The 21,182-nt window shown below is 45.8% G+C and carries 17 protein-coding genes and 2 tRNA genes; 8 read left to right on the plus strand and 11 right to left on the minus strand.

Annotated elements, in window-relative coordinates:
- Positions 1-2 precede the first annotated feature (2 nt).
- From fliH to fliJ, 3 genes are read left to right on the plus strand one after another with little or no spacing between them, the layout of a single operon-like run.
- Positions 3-758, plus strand: coding sequence for a flagellar assembly protein FliH (gene fliH, locus A3712_RS26205; RefSeq protein ID WP_063525606.1), 756 nt, complete (start codon positions 3-5; stop codon positions 756-758).
- The gene (fliI, locus tag A3712_RS26210; RefSeq protein ID WP_063525607.1) at positions 751-2,103 is read left to right on the plus strand and encodes a flagellar protein export ATPase FliI; all 1,353 of its coding nucleotides are present in this window, start codon (positions 751-753) and stop codon (positions 2,101-2,103) included. Before fliH ends, fliI begins: the two co-directional genes overlap by 8 nt.
- An 8-nt stretch (positions 2,104-2,111) precedes the next feature.
- Positions 2,112-2,552 carry a flagellar export protein FliJ gene (gene fliJ / locus A3712_RS26215; protein WP_063525608.1) on the plus strand — a complete coding sequence of 147 codons (441 nt, stop codon included), beginning with the start codon at positions 2,112-2,114 and terminating at the stop codon, positions 2,550-2,552.
- A gap of 123 nt (positions 2,553-2,675) precedes the next feature.
- Here fliJ and A3712_RS26220 read toward each other — a convergent pair whose 3' ends face one another.
- Both A3712_RS26220 and A3712_RS26225 read right to left on the minus strand, forming a co-directional pair.
- A complete protein-coding gene (locus A3712_RS26220) occupies positions 2,676-3,923 on the minus strand; it encodes an aromatic amino acid transport family protein (RefSeq protein WP_063525609.1) in 1,248 nt (415 codons plus the stop codon).
- A 437-nt stretch (positions 3,924-4,360) separates the two neighbouring features.
- Positions 4,361-4,609 (minus strand): hypothetical protein, encoded by a 249-nt coding sequence (locus tag A3712_RS26225; protein ID WP_063525610.1) that lies wholly within the window; start codon positions 4,607-4,609, stop codon positions 4,361-4,363.
- Positions 4,610-4,988: 379 nt separating this feature from the next.
- On the opposite strand from A3712_RS26225, the gene A3712_RS26230 reads away from it, so the two are divergent.
- Positions 4,989-6,392 carry an SPFH domain-containing protein gene (locus tag A3712_RS26230; RefSeq protein WP_004741339.1) on the plus strand — a complete coding sequence of 468 codons (1,404 nt, stop codon included), beginning with the start codon at positions 4,989-4,991 and terminating at the stop codon, positions 6,390-6,392.
- Between the two features lie 312 nt (positions 6,393-6,704).
- On the opposite strand, the gene frdD is transcribed toward A3712_RS26230, so the two are convergent.
- Genes frdD through frdA form a run of 4 tightly spaced genes read right to left on the minus strand, consistent with a single transcriptional unit; the run spans position 6,705 to position 10,109 of the window.
- On the minus strand, positions 6,705-7,082 hold the full coding sequence (frdD, locus tag A3712_RS26235; protein WP_063525611.1) for a fumarate reductase subunit FrdD: 378 nt from the start codon (positions 7,080-7,082) through the stop codon (positions 6,705-6,707).
- A 12-nt stretch (positions 7,083-7,094) separates the two neighbouring features.
- Positions 7,095-7,478, minus strand: a complete 384-nt coding sequence (frdC, locus tag A3712_RS26240) for a fumarate reductase subunit FrdC (RefSeq protein WP_004741336.1) — start codon at positions 7,476-7,478, stop codon at positions 7,095-7,097.
- 1 nt (position 7,479) lies between these two features.
- The gene (locus tag A3712_RS26245; RefSeq protein ID WP_063525612.1) at positions 7,480-8,259 is read right to left on the minus strand and encodes a succinate dehydrogenase/fumarate reductase iron-sulfur subunit; all 780 of its coding nucleotides are present in this window, start codon (positions 8,257-8,259) and stop codon (positions 7,480-7,482) included.
- Positions 8,259-10,109, minus strand: coding sequence for a fumarate reductase (quinol) flavoprotein subunit (frdA, locus tag A3712_RS26250; RefSeq protein WP_063525613.1), 1,851 nt, complete (start codon positions 10,107-10,109; stop codon positions 8,259-8,261). The genes A3712_RS26245 and frdA overlap by 1 nt, the downstream gene beginning before the upstream one ends.
- 429 nt (positions 10,110-10,538) lie before the next feature.
- Here frdA and epmA point away from each other — a divergent pair, with 429 nt between their 5' ends.
- Positions 10,539-11,513: an elongation factor P--(R)-beta-lysine ligase gene (gene epmA / locus A3712_RS26255; protein WP_063525630.1), complete on the plus strand. Its 975-nt coding sequence runs from the start codon at positions 10,539-10,541 to the stop codon at positions 11,511-11,513.
- A 61-nt stretch (positions 11,514-11,574) separates the two neighbouring features.
- On the opposite strand, the gene A3712_RS26260 is transcribed toward epmA, so the two are convergent.
- The 5 genes from A3712_RS26260 to rsgA all read right to left on the minus strand — a co-directional run bounded on the left by A3712_RS26260 (position 11,575) and on the right by rsgA (position 18,546).
- The gene (locus A3712_RS26260; protein ID WP_063525614.1) at positions 11,575-12,462 is read right to left on the minus strand and encodes a DMT family transporter; all 888 of its coding nucleotides are present in this window, start codon (positions 12,460-12,462) and stop codon (positions 11,575-11,577) included.
- 151 nt (positions 12,463-12,613) lie between these two features.
- A complete protein-coding gene (locus A3712_RS26265) occupies positions 12,614-14,494 on the minus strand; it encodes a methyl-accepting chemotaxis protein (RefSeq protein ID WP_063525615.1) in 1,881 nt (626 codons plus the stop codon).
- 277 nt (positions 14,495-14,771) lie between these two features.
- Positions 14,772-16,187: an SLC13 family permease gene (locus tag A3712_RS26270; protein ID WP_063525616.1), complete on the minus strand. Its 1,416-nt coding sequence runs from the start codon at positions 16,185-16,187 to the stop codon at positions 14,772-14,774.
- Between the two features lie 266 nt (positions 16,188-16,453).
- Complete coding sequence (asd, locus tag A3712_RS26275; protein WP_063525617.1) at positions 16,454-17,365, minus strand: archaetidylserine decarboxylase; 912 nt, start codon at positions 17,363-17,365, stop codon at positions 16,454-16,456.
- A gap of 125 nt (positions 17,366-17,490) precedes the next feature.
- Positions 17,491-18,546: a small ribosomal subunit biogenesis GTPase RsgA gene (rsgA, locus tag A3712_RS26280; RefSeq protein WP_063525618.1), complete on the minus strand. Its 1,056-nt coding sequence runs from the start codon at positions 18,544-18,546 to the stop codon at positions 17,491-17,493.
- Between the two features lie 149 nt (positions 18,547-18,695).
- Here rsgA and orn point away from each other — a divergent pair, with 149 nt between their 5' ends.
- The 3 genes from orn (at position 18,696) to A3712_RS28580 (ending at position 21,140) form a co-directional block, all read left to right on the plus strand.
- Positions 18,696-19,241 carry an oligoribonuclease gene (gene orn, locus A3712_RS26285; protein ID WP_063525619.1) on the plus strand — a complete coding sequence of 182 codons (546 nt, stop codon included), beginning with the start codon at positions 18,696-18,698 and terminating at the stop codon, positions 19,239-19,241.
- A gap of 1,341 nt (positions 19,242-20,582) precedes the next feature.
- Positions 20,583-20,659 (plus strand) — tRNA-Met (locus A3712_RS26320).
- Between the two features lie 405 nt (positions 20,660-21,064).
- Positions 21,065-21,140: transfer RNA gene (locus A3712_RS28580), tRNA-Gly, on the plus strand.
- Positions 21,141-21,182 lie beyond the last annotated feature (42 nt).

Raw genomic sequence — 21,182 nt, forward strand, 5'->3', positions numbered from 1 at the left:
GTATGGCAGAAAAAGTTAACAGTACGATGCGACTACCACCCAGCGGCTATCGTCTACACCGTTTTCCTCCTTTGGCGCAGCCTGTGAATGTTGAAAGTGATCTCACAATGGATAGTCAGAGTTGGCAAAATACTCAGGCTGATGTTCAAGAGCAACTAGAGGCGGGCTTTCAACAAGGCTTACAACAAGGTCATGATGAAGGTTTACGTCAAGGTACTGAACAGGGTAAACAGCAAGGCCTACTTGATGGACAAAAAGAGGGTTTTCAGAAGGGATTTGTCTCTGGAGAGCACTCTGGTAAGCAAGCTTTTGTTGAAGCCGCCAAGCCTGTTCATGAATTATTCCAAGCTTTATCTCGTAGGCAAAGTGAAAAGGAACAGCAACAGCGACATATGATTTGCGAATTGGTGCAAAAGGTAGCTCAGCAAGTTATTCGTGCTGAATTAACTTTGATGCCACAGCAGATTTTGGCGTTGGTAGACGAAACTTTATCGGCAATGCCAAGCAAAGCAGAATCGGTGGTTGTGCATCTAAACCCGCAAGATCTCGATCGAATTGTACAGATCAATACCGATCTACCGGCGGCTTGGAAATTGGTGGCGAATGTGGAATTACCCATTGGTGGCTGCCAGCTCGTGACTGAAGATGCGGAAGCTGATGCAAGTTGTGATTCTAGACTACAAGCCTGTATGGATAACGTGAAACAGCATTTGCTTGATGAAGTGACCTTGCCACCGGTTGATGTGGCGAATGAGTAGCTGTTTGAATCACGATTTACTCAATGAACGCTTGAGTGATGCGTTAGCTTCTCTCGACTCTATTCCTGTGGCAAAAGTAACGGGGAGGTTGATCAAAGTTAACGGTTTGATGTTACAAGCTGTAGGTTGCCGATTTAAGTTAGAGCAACGTTGCTTAATTGAAACCGCAGAAGGCGATTTAATCGAAGCGCAAGTCGTTGGTTTTGAACATACGGTGGCGTACTTAATGCCAATTCGTCGCTTAGGAGGGTTGTTTGCAGGGGCAAAAGTTATTCCGCTTGATGGTGACAGTACAATACAACTGAGTTCACACTGGTTGGGTCGAGTTGTCAATGGTTTAGGGGAACCTTTCGATGATGGTGCACCACTGAAAGGTGGTGATCGCGTCTCTCTTGAGGCTAGACCTATAAATCCACTCAAACGTCGCCCAGTCGACACCCCACTCGATGTCGGTGTTCGTGCCATTAACGGTTTACTGACTGTAGGTAAGGGACAGCGCATTGGTTTGATGGCCGGTAGTGGTGTGGGTAAAAGTGTTTTAATGGGCATGATCACCCAAAATACTCAAGCCGATGTGATTGTGGTTGGTTTGATTGGCGAGCGAGGTCGAGAAGTTCGAGAGTTTATTGAACGCAATTTGACCCCTGAAGCGCGAAAAAAGGCAGTAATTATTGCAGCACCAGCCGATGAATCGCCTTTGATGCGTTTACGTGCGACTTTACTTTGTCATCGTGTAGCCGAATATTTTCGTGATCAAGGTAAAGATGTATTATTACTGATGGATTCACTGACGCGTTATGCTATGGCACAGCGTGAGATAGCTTTGTCATTGGGCGAGCCTCCAGCATCACGAGGTTACCCACCTTCGGTATTTAGTGTTCTCCCACAATTGTTGGAGCGTGCTGGCAATAGTGACAATCCTGATGGAAGCTTAACGGCAATCTATACAGTACTTGCTGAAGGGGATGATCAGCAAGACCCTGTTGTTGATTCAGCTCGAGCTATTCTTGATGGGCATGTGGTATTGTCTCGTCAATTAGCCGAGCAAGGTCATTATCCTGCGATCGACATTAATGCTTCTATTAGTCGTTGTATGAATGCTTGTACCCATGAAGCGCACAGCCAGCTTGCTAATAACTTTCGTCAGTTGTACTCCAACTACTTACAAGTCAAAGAATTGTTACCTTTGGGGGGGTATCAGCCGGGACAGGACTCTGAGCTAGATCTATCTGTATCTAAGTATCCACACCTTCGATCATACTTACAGCAATCGGCTAGTGAGCCTGTCGACTACTCAACCAGTTTGCGTGCACTGACCCAAATTTTTAATAGCGATCAATCATGAGGTAAGCTTTGGAATCGAAGTTAAAAGCTGTTGGCAAGCTTTGCCAAGTGGAAGAAAAGCAAAGAGATAGGGTTTGTCAGCAGCTTGATGTCATGCGTTTGCGCCATTCACATTTAACCTTGCAGTTAGAGCAGCTGTCGGCGTTGAAAGCTAATGTTGGGCAATCGGCAATCACCACTTCTGATCTTAATAGTGCTAGCTTAATGAACTTAAATCGTGTCGATCAGATGCTACAAAAGATGTTATATCATCATGAGCAGGAGCAGGCTGTGATGTTGGCTGAGTGTACATCGATACAAAAGCAGCTAGAATCCAAGCATGCTCGTGTTAAAGGGTTAGAAAACGTTCTTGAGCGCTGGCGCAATAAGCAAAATTATCAGAAAGCACAACAAGAGCAAAAATTAGTAGAAGATATTATCAATTCACGAGTTAAGCGAAGAAGCTTATAGCCTTTCCCCTCAAATTGAACTCATTAGTGATCACCCTCTATTGTTATATGAACGTCTGGTAAATGGTTGACCTCGGTCCATGATAGCTCAACTTATGTATCACTATCATGGATTAAGGATAGGTTACGGCTTAACTAAGTTGAACACTAGCGCGCTTACCGCGACAACACCCACCAACAAGACGAAGACGCAGGATAAATCCTTTCTATAGCGGCGTAACGCCTCCACTTTGTATACAGCCACCATCGGCATAACGAACAAAATCATCGCGATTACAGGCCCAGACAAGGCTTCCATCATCCCTAAAATGCTCGGGTTGATAATTGCTACCACCCAGATCGATGCAAACAGCGAAATTATTGTGACTTTATGAGCCAAAGGTGTGGATAGAGATGTACTTTTGGTTAGCATCCCGACCATGCTTTCTCTCGCGCCCAAGAAGTGGCCAATAAATGATGATGTTATTGCTAGGAAAGCCACAATCGGGCCAAGTGTCGCAATAAACGGGTTGTCTTTAACGTTGGCCAGATAAGACAGAATCGATACGTTTTGTTCCTTCGCTTGTGCTAGCTGTTCAGGAGACAGTGTCAGAACACAAGAAAATACAAACAGCATCACAAACAGGATCAGCATGATGCTGGTGCGTTGTAAGATGTGCTCTGATTTTACTCTTGCGCTGTCATCGTAATGGCTGCGTTGAGCGTGGGCAAAAGAAGAGAGTGCTGCTAAATGACTGAATGAGAAGATCACTACTGGCGTAGATAGCCAAAGCGTGCTGCCCAAAGAAGATAATGAAGGCATTGTCAGTTCAGGAGCTTGCCAGCTTGGAATCAAGTATACGGACAAAAATAGCAGAATCGCGACTAGGGGATAAACCATCAATGAGAGTGTACGAAGTATGATCTTCTCGCCAGCGATCATCACCGCGATTAACCCTGTCACTAAGGCCCCCGAAAGCAAAGGTCGCGGCAGTGACTCTAGCCCAGCTTGGTTAACCATAAAGCTATCGACGGTATTCGTTAGCCCGACACCATAAATTAATAAAATCGGGAAGATAGACAAAAAGTACAGCAGTGAAATGATTTGTCCCGCAGTCGCTCCAAAGTGCTCAGCAACTACATCGGTAAAGTCTGCGTCTTTTTGGCTGGAAGATAGAACGAACCGAGTAAAGCCACGGTGCGCTAAGAAAGTCATAGGGAACGCTAAGGTTGCCATGATGAGCAATGGAACGAAACCACTGAGGCCTAGGTTGATCGGTAAGAAGAGAATACCAGCGCCGACAGCTGTACCAAATAAACTCAACACCCATTGAGTATCGTGCTGTGTCCAGCGCCCGCTTTTATTATTTAAGGCTGTATCTAGTTGGTGCATGAGGAGACCACTTGTATGAAAAAAATGGATACTATCTCATTTGTAAATAACTTCAAATTCAACAATATGTTGAGATTATGGCAATCGCAAAAATATCACTGGTTTGCTACATATTAGTGACTGGGATCGTGTTCCTCACCTTCATATCCACTGACTAGGAAAAGATGTTTCAGTGGTTTTTTGTGATCTTATTATCAATTATGAACGCTCATTTTCGCTGTCGTCTTTGGGTTTTAGGCCGATGTGAGAGGAAGGGGCGGGTGTACGTTTGAATTGATAAAAACTCTGAGTGGTATGACGCGAGTGACGGATCAAAAATAGGGTGCACCCATATTTCATTATTATAAGAGATTTCCTTCGTAGCACGCTCGTTTCCTAGCGAATAAAGAATGCTACGCCGGGATTAATTTTACTTGTTTTATCTCTGATTAGCATTGTTATTCAAGCAGAGCTGCCTTTGCTTTATCGACATCGACGGCTTCTTTCGCCTTTTCTTTATCGATAGCTTCATAAGCTTTTTGATAATCAATGTCGGTCCCATCAACCGATGATTTCAATTCTTCTACATCAACAGATTCAGTGGCTTTTTCTTTGTCTACAGATTCTGCCAGTTTCGTGACATCGACAGCCAAGGCTGTGGTTGGTAAAGATAGAGCCAGAATACAGGCAAGTGAAATAATTCTCATAATGATATCCTCAAACGCGATTTAGCATCTAACAGTATAGGTGCTTCTCTCTATCAACGCATAAATGGCGCCTTGAGCACTCAATAGTCCGTTCTTTGGAAAGCGTAACTTTTCTCCTTTCTATTCTTAAGTCATGTCGGTTTTTCCTTTTGATCACCGCTTCAATTTTCCTACCGTTCTGAACAGCCAAAGCCCATAAACTCAAAGTTGGTTATTGTAGAGGTTATTTTTATTGTTCGGTAAAATCTTATTTATTTGGTGAATCTTTCGATTATTCCTAAGTGTAACAATTTGATACATTACTCCTTATGGTCGGCGAGTTGCATATCAATTTGATTTATTTCGATTTAACTCGATGACAACCCTAAAGGAGAATGACATGGAAAATAGAGGCTTAGGCAGAGGTTTGAAAATAGAAGAACGACGTCAGTTACTACATAAAGGGCTGAAAGCGGCAGTATTCGGCGTACCACTGCTGGCTTTAGGCTTAACAATTAATAGTTCAGTTTTGATGACCGATGCCGGTTACAGCTACGTGCATCAAAACAATATTACTGGTGAGTTGGATGTCTTTACCGAGCCCGGTATTCATTTTCGAATGCCGTTTTTATCCAAGATAACCCAGTATGATCAGGTGATTACGGTCTCTTTTGGCAACAGTAAAGGGGAAGATTTTTATCAGAGGTTAGATCCGGTGCAGGTGCGTTTTGCTGATACGTACATTGGTGAGATTCCGGTGACATTCCGCTTTAAGCTCAGCAATGACCCGAAGGCAGTGGAAAAGATGCATAAGGAGTTTCGCAACAACAGTAATTTGATCGATGCATTGTTGGTTAAAAATGCGCGTAATGTGACAGTGATTACGGCGACTCAATACACGGGTGAAGAGTTCTTCCAAGGTGGCTTAAACCAATTTAAATCTAAATTGGGCGATCAGCTACGCGAAGGCATTTACCTGACGGAACGTCGTCAGGTTGAAGTGGAAGAGTTAGATCTTGCGCCGGTTGGTGTCAATCAATCGAACTCGAATCAATTGCAACGAACCAATCAACTGGTTTGGAAGACAGTGCCGGTGGTGGATAACACGGGTCAGCCTATCCGTCAGGACAACCCGTTATCACAATACGGCATTCAAGTAACCCAGGTCACGATTGGTGATCCGCAACCAGAAAAGCAACTTGATCAGTTACTGGCGGATAAGAAGCGTTTAGTGGCCGACCGTATCCGTGCGATTCAGGAGCAAGAAACATCAAAAGCGCAAGCTGAAACTGAGCAACTCCGCAAAGAGATTCAGCGTACTCGAGAAGTCCAAGACGCGCAGCGAGGCAAAGAGTTAGCGATTATTTCCCAGCAGAAAGAAGTGGAAATAGCTCGTCAAATAGCTGAGCGTGAAATTGTCGAAGTCGAGAAGACTAAGCGATTAGCTGAAGTTGAAAAAGAGAAGGAACTGGCAACCGCAGAAGCCAATTTGGCGATTCAAAAAGCCAATGCATTGTCTGCTGAATTTGAAGCAAGAGCGATTCTTGAAAAAGGTCGAGCGGAAGCGGAAGTGTTGAAAGCGAAATATGCCGCGCTAGGCGCCAATCGCGAGGTGTATCTGGCCGAGCTGAACCGTGAGGTCGCTAACTCGCTGTATAACAACCTGCAGAACTTCCAAGTGCAGATGCCACAAAACTACATCGGCGGCAGTGACGAAACGGGTTTGAAAACCAACCTCGATGTCATTACAGGCTTCGGAGCGTTGGGGTTAATGGACCAAACCAAGAAGGTTACACAGCAATAAGATCATGGGTAACCAAAAGCTCTAATTGCCCTGTGATTTAGAAAAGCAAAGAGGCCGATGCTTAGTTATCAGCCTCTTTTTATAGGTAATGTCTTGTATGAAAGTATGACCCTCATCTGCCAAATGACATTATTGCATTTATATTGATGGTATTGTCATCAATGATTTTGAGCTATGTAAGCCGGTGTAAATTGCACTTTGTAAGCGTATATAATGGCAACAAAAAAGCAGAACAAGAACCCCCCTGTTCTGCTTCCAGCCTTTTCACCTTAAGCTCTTCGCAACTCGATTACTCGAATCCCGTATCTACTCTTAAATCATCAAGATGAAAATAATAGACAATGCGCTGATTAGGCCTGCAAAGAAGTAGCAGCCTACTTTACCTGCAACGCCGACGTGAAATTTCAGGTCGTGCATGCCGTGGTGAAGACGGTGCATGGCATGCCACATTGGCAGTGCCAGTGTAGCGATGATGAACAGTGCACCTATTATGCTAGTGGCAAATTCAGACACACGTTCGTAGCTCATGGCTTCTGCATCGATGATGCCCATTGGTACTAAGATCCCCAACACTAAGATAGTGACTGGTGTGAACATCGCAAACCAAGTACCGCCAGCGCCGAATAAACCCCACCAGATCGGCTCGTCAGAACGTTTAGGAGCACGATTTACTTTGTAGTTTATGTTCATAACGAAAGCTCCTTACACCACAACAAGAACGATTAAAGAGATAAAAGCCACCGCGGCCCATTGAGTCAGTACGATGATTCTTTTATCAACCAATTTACCTTTCAGGCGGATTGGCATGACTTGAGGCATCATGCTGAAGAAGGTTTGAGCGTGCATTAAGCTGCCTAGCAGAGCCACGATATTAATACCGACAACGATAGGGTTCGCCATAAAACTCAACCAACCCGCCCACGCTTCAGGGCCTTTCACTAGGGCACCCAAACCAAAGGTTAGGAATACAGTGAACAGAATCAAAGGCAGTACCGTTGCTTCACGCAGCATGTAGAAGCGGTAGAACGGATGGTTGCTCCACCATGTTCTCTTCATCTCACGAACATAAGGCTTACGATTGCTCATCTTATGCCTCCTCTGCAGTTTTAACTTGGTTCTTGCTAACAGATGTACCGTCTGGCTTGAACATCGAGATAACGAAGTCCATTGAAGACTCAACTTTACCTTGGTTAACCGCCGCTGCTGGGTCTACTTTCTTCGGACATACTTCAGAACAGTAACCAACAAACGTACAGCCCCAAGCGCCGTTTTGACCGTTGATAAGCTTCATACGCTCATCTTTGCCGTTGTCACGGCTATCTAGGTTGTAACGGTGAGCTAGCGTGAGTGCTGCAGGGCCAATGAACTCAGGATTAAGACCGAATTGAGGACACGCTGCATAGCAAAGGCCACAGTTGATACAACCTGCGAACTGTTTGTATTTCGCCATCTGCTCAGGAGTTTGTAGGTTAGTGCCGTCTTCAGGCTTACGGTCATTACCAATGATGTAGGGTTTAATCGCTTCAAGGCGCTCGATGAACGGCGTCATGTCGACAATCAAATCTTTTTCGATTGGGAAGTTAGCTAATGGCTCGATGGTCAGGCCGTTCGGGTAGTCACGTAAGAAGCTCTTACACGCTAGCTTAGGCACGCCATCAACCATGATGCCGCAAGAACCACAGATCGCCATACGACAAGACCAACGGTATGAAAGGTCTTTATCTTGGTGGTCTTTGATGTAACCAATCGCGTCAAGCACCGACATGGTCTCATCGAAAGGCACTTCGAAAGTCTGCATGTAAGGTTCTGCATCTTTCTCTGGGTCGTAGCGCAGAATGTCTATTTTTTGGATACGATTCGCTGACATTATGCATTCTCCTCTTCAAGGCTCTCAGTCTGCGCGACCGTCGCTGCTGACGCTTTTTCAGCGGCCGCGGCTTTCTCTGCAGCTTCACCGTAAAGGCGTGCTTTGGGTTGAGACTTGGTGATCTTAACGTTGCTGTAGTCTATGGTTGGTGCCGTACCTTCATTGAAGAAAGAGAGTGAGTGTTTTAGGAAGTTCACGTCATCACGCTCGGTGCAGTTGTCGTCTAGGCGTTGGTGTGCACCGCGAGACTCTTTGCGAAGGATTGCTGAGTGAACCATGGCTTCTGCGACTTCTAGGCCGTAACCCACTTCGATAGCGTAAAGTAGGTCAGTGTTGAATACTTTACCTTTGTCTTTGATGCTGATCTTCTTGTAGCGCACTTTCAATTCAGTGATCTTGTTGATGGTCTCTTGCATCAAGTCTTCTTGACGGTAGATACCACAACCCGCTTCCATGGTGTGACCCATTTCGGTGCGGATATCAGCCCAGTTTTCGTCGCCTTCTTGGTTCATCAGCGTTGCGATGCGATCTTCGACCGCTTTCACTTGCTTAGCGATAGACGCTTCATTCCAGCCCTTGAATTCCGCTGCGCGTTTCACTGCGTGCTCACCAGCAACACGGCCAAATACGACGAACTCAGCCAGAGAGTTAGAACCTAAACGGTTTGCACCGTGAAGACCAACAGACGCACATTCACCCACTGCGAATAGACCCTTAATGCGAGTTTCACAGCTACCGTTGGTTTCGATACCACCCATGGTGTAGTGAACGGTTGGACGAATTGGGATTGGCTCTTTTGCTGGATCAACGTTCACGTACGCTTTTGCTAGCTCACAGATAAACGGTAGACGCTCTTGCAGGTACTCTTCACCAAGGTGACGAAGGTCTAGGTGAACGACATCACCTAGAGGGTGCTTGATAGTGTTGCCTTTCTGCTGCTCGTGCCAGAATGCTTGAGAAACTTTGTCACGAGGACCCAGTTCCATGTATTTATTCTTCGGCTCGCCCACTGGTGTTTCAGGGCCCATGCCGTAATCTTGTAGATAACGGTAGCCGTTCTTGTTGACGATGATACCGCCCTCACCACGACAACCTTCGGTCATCAAGATGCCCGTGCCAGGTAGGCCCGTTGGGTGGTATTGAACGAACTCCATGTCACGCAGTGGCACACCATGGCGATAAGCCATAGCCATACCGTCACCGGTTACGATGCCGCCGTTAGTATTACAGTGATAAACACGACCTGCGCCACCTGTTGCTAGAACAACCGATTTTGCTTTGATGGTAACAAGCTCACCTTCAGACATATGAATCGCAATAAGGCCTTGTACTTCGCCTTCTTCAGCGCCGTCTTTGATCTCCACAAGAAGGTCCACCACAAAGTACTCGTCAAATCGTTTGATTTGGTCGTACTTCATCGAAGTCTGGAACAGTGTATGAAGCATGTGGAAGCCAGTTTTATCCGCTGCGAACCACGTTCTTTCTACCTTCATACCGCCGAATCGGCGTACGTTTACTTCACCGTTTTCTTTACGACTCCATGGGCAGCCCCATTGTTCCATTTGGATCATTTCGCGAGTCGCGTTTTCAACAAAGTATTCAACAACATCCTGTTCACATAGCCAGTCGCCACCGCCAACCGTATCGTTGAAGTGGTTTTCTAGGCTATCTTCGTCTTTAATTACCGCCGCTGAACCGCCTTCTGCTGCTACCGTGTGTGAACGCATTGGGTAAACTTTAGAAATCAGTGCTACTTCCAAATCAGGATTAGCTTCAGCTGCTGCAATAGCTGTACGAAGACCAGCGCCGCCTGCGCCGATGACTGCGATATCTGTGGTAATTGTCTTCACAGTTATTCTCCAGTGTGATGCGGAGTCTTCCGCTTGTTATTATTAAAAGCTTATTTAGAGCGCAGTAAACGGCATCAACCGATTATCACCTCTAAGCCTTAAGTGGTAGGTTCAGTGTATGAGAGGGTGTAATTTCAAATATTGATTTAATTAGGTTTTTGCTTCGGTAATGCATGCGGAGGCATAGAAATTCTAGGTTATGTGATGCTAATCACAGCAAGAGTTTGTTCGTTGCCAAAAGTTAAGAAACGTGTCGATAAATGTATCGATAAATGTATCGATATTGAGTGCATTGTTGTTGATGTTGTTAATTGCTCTTGACGCTAATTATCAATCTCAGTGTGGTAGGTCGAGTTTAAGAAGAGATGATTTTTGGCCAAACAAACGGTATCTTTCGATCCAGTTATTTCAGTGAGTAATTCTAAAATCATGAACCAAGCTAACTGGCAACCAGCTGCGCCGATCAAGCAGTTAAAACAACGTGCTTTTCTGATTCGTCAGATCCGCGATTTCTTTTTTGAGCGTGATGTGTTGGAGGTGGATACCCCAGCCATGAGCCATGCCACTGTGACAGATGTGCACTTACATACTTTCAAAACTGAGTTTGTAGGGCCAGGGTATGCGGGTGGGCAAAAGCTGTTCTTCATGACCAGCCCTGAGTTCCATATGAAACGTCTTTTGGCGGCAGGAAGTGGCTGCATTTATCAGATAGCTAAGGCATTCCGCAACGAAGAGAACGGCCGTTACCATAACCCTGAGTTTATGATGTTGGAGTGGTATCGTGTTGGTTTCGACCACCATCAGTTGATGGATGAGATGGATGACTTGTTGCAGCTGGTGCTGAATTCTCGGGCGGCTGAACGAATGACTTACCAAAACGCGTTTCTTGAAGTGCTGGGTGTGTGTCCATTAGAAGGTTCAATGGAAGCGCTAAAGGTTTGTGCTGGTACATTAGGTTTGAGCGATATTGCTGACCCTGAACAAGACAGGGATACTTTGCTGCAGTTACTGTTTAGCATTGGTGTAGAACCTAAAATTGGCCAAACAGTGCCAGCATTCGTTTATGATTTCCCTGCGTCTCAAGCGGCACTGGCTAAAATTAATCCAAACGACTCGAGAGTGGCTGACCGTTTTGAGGTGTACTTCAAAGGCATCGAGTTGGCAAATGGCTTTAATGAGTTAGATAACCCGCAGGAGCAATTGCAGCGCTTTGAAGATGACAATGCTAAGCGTATCGATATGGGCTTATCGCCTCAACCGATTGACCATCATTTGATTGAGGCGTTAAAAGCAGGCCTACCAGACTGTGCGGGTGTTGCTTTGGGTATCGACCGATTGATTATGCTTGCTATGGGGCATGATCATATCGATGAAGTCACGGCTTTCCCCTTCCCACGGGCTTAACATTGGTTAGTTAGCAGAAGTTAGCGCGCAGATCGATTAGCTGACCAGAATACCAGTGCCACTATCTTACTAGAATGCCAGTACCCACTACGGCAACAATGGCTCCGACCCAAGCATAGGCGTTTGGTCTTTGCTTGGTGTACAGCCATAGAATGGGCAGCAACATGATAGGTGTGGTTGAAGAGAGTAGAGCAACCATGCCGACATTACCTTCTTGCAGTGCATACAAGATAAGCGTCATACCCACTGCCATCGCGAGAAAGCCGTTCACTGCGGTAATCGCGAATATTTGAACATTCATCGGATTCAGTGCGCGTGAAAGCTTGGCGCCCGTTAAACGAAATGCGGAATGGGCGACAAAGGCGGTGATCATTCGAATAGCAGAAGCGGCTACTGGGTCGATGCTAGTTTGCATCACTGGTTTGGCAATAATACCGCCCAATGCTTGGCAGATAGCCGCCGTGATGCCCAGAGCAACACCAATCCACACGGTGCCCTTGATGGTTTCAAGCTGGTTGTTGGCTTGGCCTCGACGACCAAAGAAGATCGCAGTTAACACGCCACTAAACACCAAGGCCGAGCCAACAAGCTCGCCAGAGGTCATGCTTTCACTAAACAGGAAATAACCGAGAATTGCAGAGAACACGGCGTGACAAGAGAACAGTAAGCCAGCTTGACGCGGGCCCATTCGGTTCAAACAGGCAAATAGAGCGGTATCACCAATGAAGATTCCAATCAGACCAGACAGCATCATTGGCGTGACTAGCTCTGTTTCGACGGTAGTCCAGCCACCAGTAAACCAAGCCATGCTTGATAAGATGACGGCAGTGCAGCCCATGCGCCATCGGCTATAGGCAAAAGAACCTAAGTGTTGAGCAGGCTTTACGGACATTAGGCTTGCGATAGCCCAAAGAAAAGCAGCGGCGAGAGCCAACCATTCAAACCCCATCGATTAACAGTCCTTCTGTCTGGGATAAATTAGCTCATCAATATGCATCAAACCGAAGTGAGAACAAAGCGATTCTTAATAAATGCACCGCTTTGCTTCTCAGTGATAGGTTTGCTCTAACTATCCGTTCGCTTGTTTGAGTTGCGAGGCTTTATACCTTAAAGCGCTCCACATCTCGACGCATCGACTCAGCAGCGCTACTCATCTCATTTGAGCTATTACGGCTGTTTTCTGCTTGTTGGGCGAGGTCGTCAGAGGCATCTTTGATCCCTTGTGTATTACGACTGATGTCTTCACTGACTGCTCGTTGCTCTTCGGCTGCGCTAGCTATCTGTAGTGCCATGTCGTTGATTTCACTGATGGCTTGCGTGATTTTAGATAGGCTATCGTGCGCTTGCTCTGCGAAGCCAACACTGTTTTCTGCGAGCTGAGTGCTGGTGGTCATGCTATCCACCGCATGTTCAGTGTTCTTCTGCAAGGTATCGATCATCACGCGGATTTCTTCCGTTGAGCCATAGGTTCTTTGGCTTAGCACGCGAACTTCATCGGCGACAACCGCAAATCCGCGACCTTGTTCACCTGCACGTGCCGCTTCGATGGCTGCATTCAATGCCAATAGGTTGGTTTGTTCAGCAATGCCTTGAATGGTCGATAAGATCTGATTGATGCTTTGCGCGTTGTTTTCCAGCTCTCGGATCACATTGGCCGCGTCTTCCACTTGAGTTGCAAGGCCAGTAATCGCATCGCGGTTTTGTTGAATTACGTTTTGGCCGTCATTACAGGCGGATGCAGAGGCCTGAGAAGCGGATGCGGTCAATTCTGCATGACTCGCGACTTCTGCAGCGGTTGCTGACATTTCATGAATCGCAGTCGCAATTTGGGTTATATCGTTTTGTTGATTTTCTACTCGCATCGAAGACTGAGCCGCAAGTTGGTTGGCTTTCTCTGCATGGTTGTTTAAATCATGGCTGTGCTCAACGACGCCTTTCAGCATGCTCTGCATTTGACTTAAGAATTGGTTTACAAGCTCGGCAAGCTTACCTATCTCATCCATGCGGGTGATATCGATACGTTGAGTAAGGTCACCTCTACCTTGAGCAAGTTGGGTTAGCGCTTCTGACAAGGTTTGTAATGGGTAAAGCAATCGAGTTATGACCATGGTGCTGACGATTGAAATCACGATATACAAAACCAGTGAGGTAATTGTAATAAATTGAATTGCGTCAGTGACTGCAGAGAACGCTAGCTCTTTATCGATAACAATGCCTAGAGACCAATCGGTGTTCGGAACTTTAGCTATGTAAATCAACTGCTCACCTAAACTAGGCCAAGCTAATGGAGTAATAGTTTGGTTTTGAACCAGTTGTGACACTCGGTTTGCGGTCAGCTCTGGATTTAAACTTGTGAGTGGCTTTTGACTCAACGTTTCATCGCTGTATGCAACAATGTAGTTGTTACCATCCACTAAGAAGGCGAAGCCATCGTTATCCAGTTCTACGTTAAGTACTGTATCGATAATGCTTGTTACGGTTAAGTCTGCAGCCAATACGCCTTGTTTTTGGCCACTGAAGGATTTGGCGAAACTGATGACGATACTGCCATCAAAATCTTGATACGGTTCAGTAATGATAAGCTCGGATGTGGCGTTGGCATCCTTGTACCATGGACGTGTGCGAGGGTCGTAGTCTGCTGGCCAGCTTTCCGTTTTATCACCATACGCGATCGTGCCATCGCTAAATCCCGCATAAACCGATAGGAATTGACCAGCTTGTTTAGTCAATAATAGCTCACGGTCAGAGTTACTGTTATTTGCTATCGTCGGCTCATTGGCCAACATCATATTACTTCGAGTCGAGATCCAATCTGCAATGTAGTTGTTTATCCCTACGCTTACATTCTTCATTTCTTGATTGATCGCGACTTCCGTCTCTTGAGTGAGCTGATTTACTGATATCCAAGCTTGAGCGCCACTCACAATGGCAATGATAATTGTAATTGCCATTTGAATTTTAAATTTGATTGTGTGTCTCAAGGTGCACTCCTCTTTTTAGACAAAACCTTATTGGTAGCGACGTGCTGAGTGGGGAAATGGGTGTGTCTTTGTTGGCCGAATAGTGTCGTTGTCTGAGAGATAATAAATGTGTTTAATATCAAAAAACTGAATATATCTATTCTGCTTTTTTATAAATAATGAATTAGAGTCACATTTTCATAATTGACTTTAGTATCAATTAGTTAGTGTTTATTTAAATGTGACGCTAAATGTAAATTTAGCGCCCTAGATAATTAAAAGGCAGAGTTAGCGTCTACTAGGTGATGATAAACAGGGCGAGGTAAACCAATAGCAGGCCGACAACACCCAAGATGATCCCCATCTTCGCCATGTCTTTGCTTTCGATAAGCCCGGTTGAGTAAGCCAGTGAATTCGGTGGTGTCGATACAGGAAGAATCATGCCGAGTGATGCTGAGAAGGCAATCACAACTAATAATCCTTGTAAGCCCCCAATTGTTGCCAAACTCTCCATAGAAGCGCCAATTGCCGCGGCTATTGGCATCAGTAAGTTGGCGGTAGCGGTGTTTGACATGAAGTTCGCCATTAACCAGCAAACGATAGATAACGTGAGAACAACGGCTGCGGGGGAGAGCGAATCATAGTCGATAGCGTGTGCTAACGCCGCAGCTAAACTTGTTTTATCAAGGCCGATACCAATCGCAATACCACCTGCGACTAACCACAACACATCCCAGTTGATCAGTTTCAGCTCTTCTTTACCCATGACGCCCGTCAAGGTGAAGACCGCCAGTGGAATGATAGAGACTACATAGGTGTTCATGCCGTGCAGCTTTGTGGTCATCCACAATAAGATGGTGGCGGCAAAGGTGACGTAAACCACGATCGCTCGCCAGCTCTTTCTGAATTGCCCATCGAGTTTAAGCACCATGTTTTTCTGCGTGGAAGGGAAGATTTGCTGAAGAAGGAACCAAGCAATGGTGAGTTGGATGATTACAAAAGGTAAGCCCATCATCATCCAGCTCAGGAAGTCGATGGTGTTTTCACCGGTCAGGTATTGCAGTGCGATGGCATTAGGAGGTGTACCGATTGGTGTTGCGATACCACCAGTATTGGCGGCAATCGGAATACACAATACGAGTGCTTTGATCCCCATATCGCCTTTGGGTGCCGAAGCTACAATAGGGCCAAGCAGAGCTAGCATCATGACTGTGGTTGCGGTATTCGACATAAACATCGAGAACACGGCGGTGATCAGCATTAAGCCAAGCATGATGAAACGCGGTTCGGTACCGAATGGTTTCAGTAGCAATCGAGCTAGGTTGTTATCGAGTTCGTACTTAGATGCTGCGATTGCGAGAGCAAAGCCACCCATGAATAGAATGATGATTGGTGATGAAAATGCACCGAATATGTCGGTATATTTAATCAACTCACCGAGAACGTGTCCCGCTGGTGGATTTCTAAATAAGTGCGGGCCTTTGTCGGAAATCATCACCAGTTCAAGTGCAATGATCAGTATCGAGGTGGCGAAAACCGGAACGGGTTCAAGTACCCAAAGTAAGGCAGCAAGTAGAAATATCGCTAGCAGGCGGTGTTGAATCAGCGTTATGTCATCGATAGGTATTGAATCTATTGGCATGAATAACACGCCCAAGGGAATCGCAAAACAAATCAACAGCTTGACCAGAACGCCAACATTGAGTTTAGGCATGTACAAAGACCCTATGAATAAAATATCTTCAGATAGAGTAAGTTATCTGGATTTTTGGTACTTGGAGACGGGTTGGAAAATCAAAAAGTTGTTTAAGGTTTCGGCAACTGTTTTGTTTTTGGTCAATCTTTTATAGCGCTGATTTATGCATTGCTCTTTTAGGTCAGGGTTTTGGGGGATTGGAAGGTTAGAGAACTGGGTAATAAAAAGGCGCGTTATTCATTCAAATAACGCGCCTTGAAAGCTAAATGAGTTTACTCAAATTATTACGCTTGGTCAGTGTTCTCTATTGAATCAACAGCTTCAGCCTCAACGTCTTTACCAGCGATGTGCGCGTAAGGCGTACCAAGAACCGTTTTCTCGCCATTTTGCATCGTGTCGTCGAACTTGATTGCATCTTTCGAAAATAAGTTGATCACGGTTGAGCCAAGTTTAAAGCGCCCCATTTCTTCGCCTTTCTTCAAGATGATTGCTTTGTCACCTTGTGCTGGGTAATCCCACTTGTAAACCGAGTTGCCACGAGGTGGAGTAATCGTGCCAGCCCATACTTGCTCGATGCTACCTACGATAGTCGCACCAACTAATACTTGTGCCATTGGGCCAAATTCCGTATCGAAGATACACACTACGCGCTCGTTACGTGCGAATAGGTTTGGAACGTTCTCTGCCGTTAGCGGGTTTACAGAGAAAAGGTCACCTGGAACGTAAATCATCTGACGCAGTGTACCGTCACATGGCATGTGTACGCGGTGGTAATCACTTGGAGATAGGTAAAGCGTTGCGAATTCACCATCTTTAAACTCTTCAGCAAGACCAGCATCACCACCTAGCAGTTCACGTGCAGAGTAATTGTGGCCTTTCGCTTGAATCAGTTGGCCGTCAGTAATTGGACCAAATTGGCTTACGCGAGCGTCAGCTGGATGAACGATAACAGAGTCACCTTCAGCGATAGGGCGCATGCCGTCTTTTAGTTCACGTACGAAGAATTCATTGAATGTTTTAAAGTGTTTTGGATCGCTATGTAGCGCTTCATCCATGTTTACTTTGTATTGTTTGATGAACCAATTGATGATCGCTGTCGTTAAGCCGCCCGCTTTAGCAGAAGCCAGTTTGCCGACTAGACGAGTTAGTCCATGTTGTGGAATCCAGTACTGCAATCCAACTTTAATCTTATCCATTGTATTAATTTTCCAATGCTATGTGTTTTTCAATTCAATCTGTCGATGACGATTTAGGGCGCGAGATGTTACTTAAATTCGGGCCAATTGTCAGTAACTGCACATATTTGTTCACAAAAACGCGATTAAAGGTCCGCTTTTTTGTTTCGTGAATACTGACGGTTGTCTTTGTTGTTGACCATGCTCTCAATGATGCGGTGGTAGTTTTCGAAGCGTAGTCGACTGATTTTCCCATCTTCAACGGCTTCACGCAGGATGCAACCTGGATCATCATTGTGCTTACAGTCGCGGAACTTACAGCCGCCAAGGTAAGGTTTGAACTCAACGAAAGCTTCGGTGATTTCATCGGCTTCTAAGTGCCATAGACCAAATTCACGAACTCCAGGAGAATCGATTAGGTCGCCACCTGAAGGGAAGTGGTACAAGCGAGCTGCCGTGGTGGTGTGCTGACCAAGGCCTGAGTTTTCAGAAACTTCACCCTCTTCGATGTCAAGTGTCGGCATTAGCGCATTCACTAGACTGGATTTACCTACACCAGATTGACCAACAAAGATGTTGATACGCCCTTTGAGTTCAGCCTCGAGCTCTTTGATACCGTAGCCAGACTCTTTACTCACGAACATCACTTTGTAGCCGATCTTTTCGTAAATCTTCAGTGTCTCTTGGTACTCAGCAATTTGCTCTTCAGTTAGTAGGTCGACCTTGTTGAGTACCACAAGCGGTGCGATTTTTACTGTTTCTGAAGCAATCAAGTAACGGTCGATAATATTAAGTGATAGCTCTGGAAGTACAGCAGACACGATAACCATTTGGTCTACGTTAGCCGCAACAGGTTTTAGACCGTCGTAGTAATCAGGGCGGGTCAGCATTGAGGTTCTTGGCTCAACGGCTTCCACAACGCCTGAAATACCAGCCATCGATTCTAGGCCTGCACGCCAAGTCACTCGGTCACCAGAAACTAAAGTCTCGATACTACGGCGTAAGTTACAACGATGAACTTCGTTTGTTTCAAGATCCTCGATATCAGCATGTTGACCAAAGCGTGTAATCACGAGTCCGCTTTTAGTGCTACCAAGCATGTTCTCATCCCATTGGATTGAGTCTTCTTTCTTGAGTCGCTTGTTCTGGTTGCTACGTACGCGACGCACCTGACCTTTAGTTAACTTCTTTTTCTTAGCCACAATTTTTCACTTAACACATCTAACTTGATGATTGGGAACTCAAACTACTGTTGCTGGTGCCATTTGATTTCGATGGCTCTAAAGCTAGTTTGAGTATAGTTATTTGGGTATAGTACCTCTTTTAAACATAAACAAATAGGCGACGCCTTATGTCCTTTAGCGATCAGAACCTAATTTGGGTAGATCTAGAGATGACGGGACTGGATCCTGAAACTCATAAAATCATTGAAATTGCGACTATCGTGACTGATAGTGAGCTTCACATCCTTGCTGAAGGACCTGTTTTGGCTATTCACCAACCTCAGAGTGAATTAGACAAAATGGACGAATGGTGCACAACGACGCACACTGGCAGTGGCCTAGTGAAGCGAATTCAAGAAAGCACCATCACTGAGCAAGAGGCTATCGAACAGACGATCGCGTTTCTTGAAAAGTGGGTACCAAAAGGTAAATCACCGATTTGTGGTAATAGCATTGGCCAAGACCGCCGTTTCCTATACAAGCACATGCCTGAATTAGAAGAGTACTTCCACTACCGCTATGTAGATGTCAGTACGCTTAAAGAGCTAGCTCGTCGTTGGAAACCTGAAGTCTTAGATGGTTTTTCTAAGTCAGGAAGCCACTTAGCATTAGACGATATTCGCGAGTCAATTGCCGAGCTGCAGTACTACCGAAAAACAATTATTAACATCTAGCCGGATAAACTGATCACGTTTGTCTAACTTTTCAGGGACATAAGGGCTGATTTTTTTGCAAATCTGTGTGCTTTTACAGCAGTTGAATAAAAAGTTTCGTAATTTTGCATTAAGGACTTGCATCACAAAAAAATGCTCTTATAATTCGCAGCCCTGAACGACGAAAGACGTTTTCAGAATGCGACACTAGCTCAGCTGGTAGAGCGCAACCTTGCCAAGGTTGAGGTCACGAGTTCGAACCTCGTGTGTCGCTCCAATTTGTAGATTAACGCAAAAGCGGTAATCGAAAGGTGAAAGACCTTTCCGTGATGCGACACTAGCTCAGCTGGTAGAGCGCAACCTTGCCAAGGTTGAGGTCACGAGTTCGAACCTCGTGTGTCGCTCCAATTTGTAGATTAACGCAAAAGCGGTAATCGGAAGGTGAAAGACCTTTCCATGATGCGACACTAGCTCAGCTGGTAGAGCGCAACCTTGCCAAGGTTGAGGTCACGAGTTCGAACCTCGTGTGTCGCTCCATTTTGAAAGTGAAACATGAAGAGCATTCTGGCAGAGTGCAATCCTTGCCAAGGTTGAGGTCACGCCTAAGCCTTGAAGATCGGGAACCTCGTGTGTCGCTCCAATTTGAAGTTTCATTGTACTTAAACAATGCATCCGGACGCGGGATGGAGCAGCTTGGTAGCTCGTCGGGCTCATAACCCGAAGGTCGTCGGTTCAAATCCGGCTCCCGCAACCACATTACAGTTAAGCGCTATCTATTGCCAAAAGTAGTAAGAGCTGCGATTAACTTATGCGACACTAGCTCAGCTGGTAGAGCGCAACCTTGCCAAGGTTGAGGTCACGAGTTCGAACCTCGTGTGTCGCTCCATTTTGAAAGTGAAACATGAAGAGCATTATCCTTGCCAAGGTTGAGGTCACGCCTAAGCCTTGAAGATAGGGAATCTCGTGTGTCGTTCAAATTTGATAGACTCATTGACTTAAACAATGCATCCGGACGCGGGATGGAGCAGCTTGGTAGCTCGTCGGGCTCATAACCCGAAGGTCGTCGGTTCAAATCCGGCTCCCGCAACCACATTACAGTTAAACGCTATTTATTGCCAAAAGCAGTAAGAGCTGCGATTAACTTATGCGACACTAGCTCAGCTGGTAGAGCGCAACCTTGCCAAGGTTGAGGTCACGAGTTCGAACCTCGTGTGTCGCTCCATTTAGAAAGTGAAACATGAAGAGCATTCTGGCAGAGTGCTATCCTTGCCAAGGTTGAGGTCACGCCTAAGCCTTGAAGATCGGGAACTTCGTGTGTCGCTCCAATTTGATAGACTCATTGACTTAAACAATGCATCCGGACGCGGGATGGAGCAGTTTGGTAGCTCGTCGGGCTCATAACCCGAAGGTCGTCGGTTCAAATCCGGCTCCCGCAACCACATTACAGTTAAACGCTATCTATTGCCAAAAGCAGTAAAAGCTGCGGTTAACTTATGCGACACTAGCTCAGCTGGTAGAGCGCAACCTTGCCAAGGTTGAGGTCACGAGTTCGAACCTCGTGTGTCGCTCCATTTTGAAAGTGAAACATGAAGAGCATTCTGGCAGAGTGCAATCCTTGCCAAGGCTGAGGTCACGCCTAAGCCTTGAAGATCGGGAACCTCGTGTGTCACTCCAATTTGATAGACTCATTGACTTAAACAATGCATCCGGACGCGGGATGGAGCAGCTTGGTAGCTCGTCGGGCTCATAACCCGAAGGTCGTCGGTTCAAATCCGGCTCCCGCAACCACATTACAGTTAAACGCTATCTATTGCCAAAAGCAGTAAGAGCTGCGATTAACTTATGCGACACTAGCTCAGCTGGTAGAGCGCAACCTTGCCAAGGTTGAGGTCACGAGTTCGAACCTCGTGTGTCGCTCCAATTTGATAGACTCATTGACTTAAACAATGCATCCGGACGCGG

It is taken from the genome of Vibrio sp. HI00D65 (genome assembly GCF_001635455.1).
Taxonomy (GTDB): Bacteria; Pseudomonadota; Gammaproteobacteria; order Enterobacterales; family Vibrionaceae; genus Vibrio.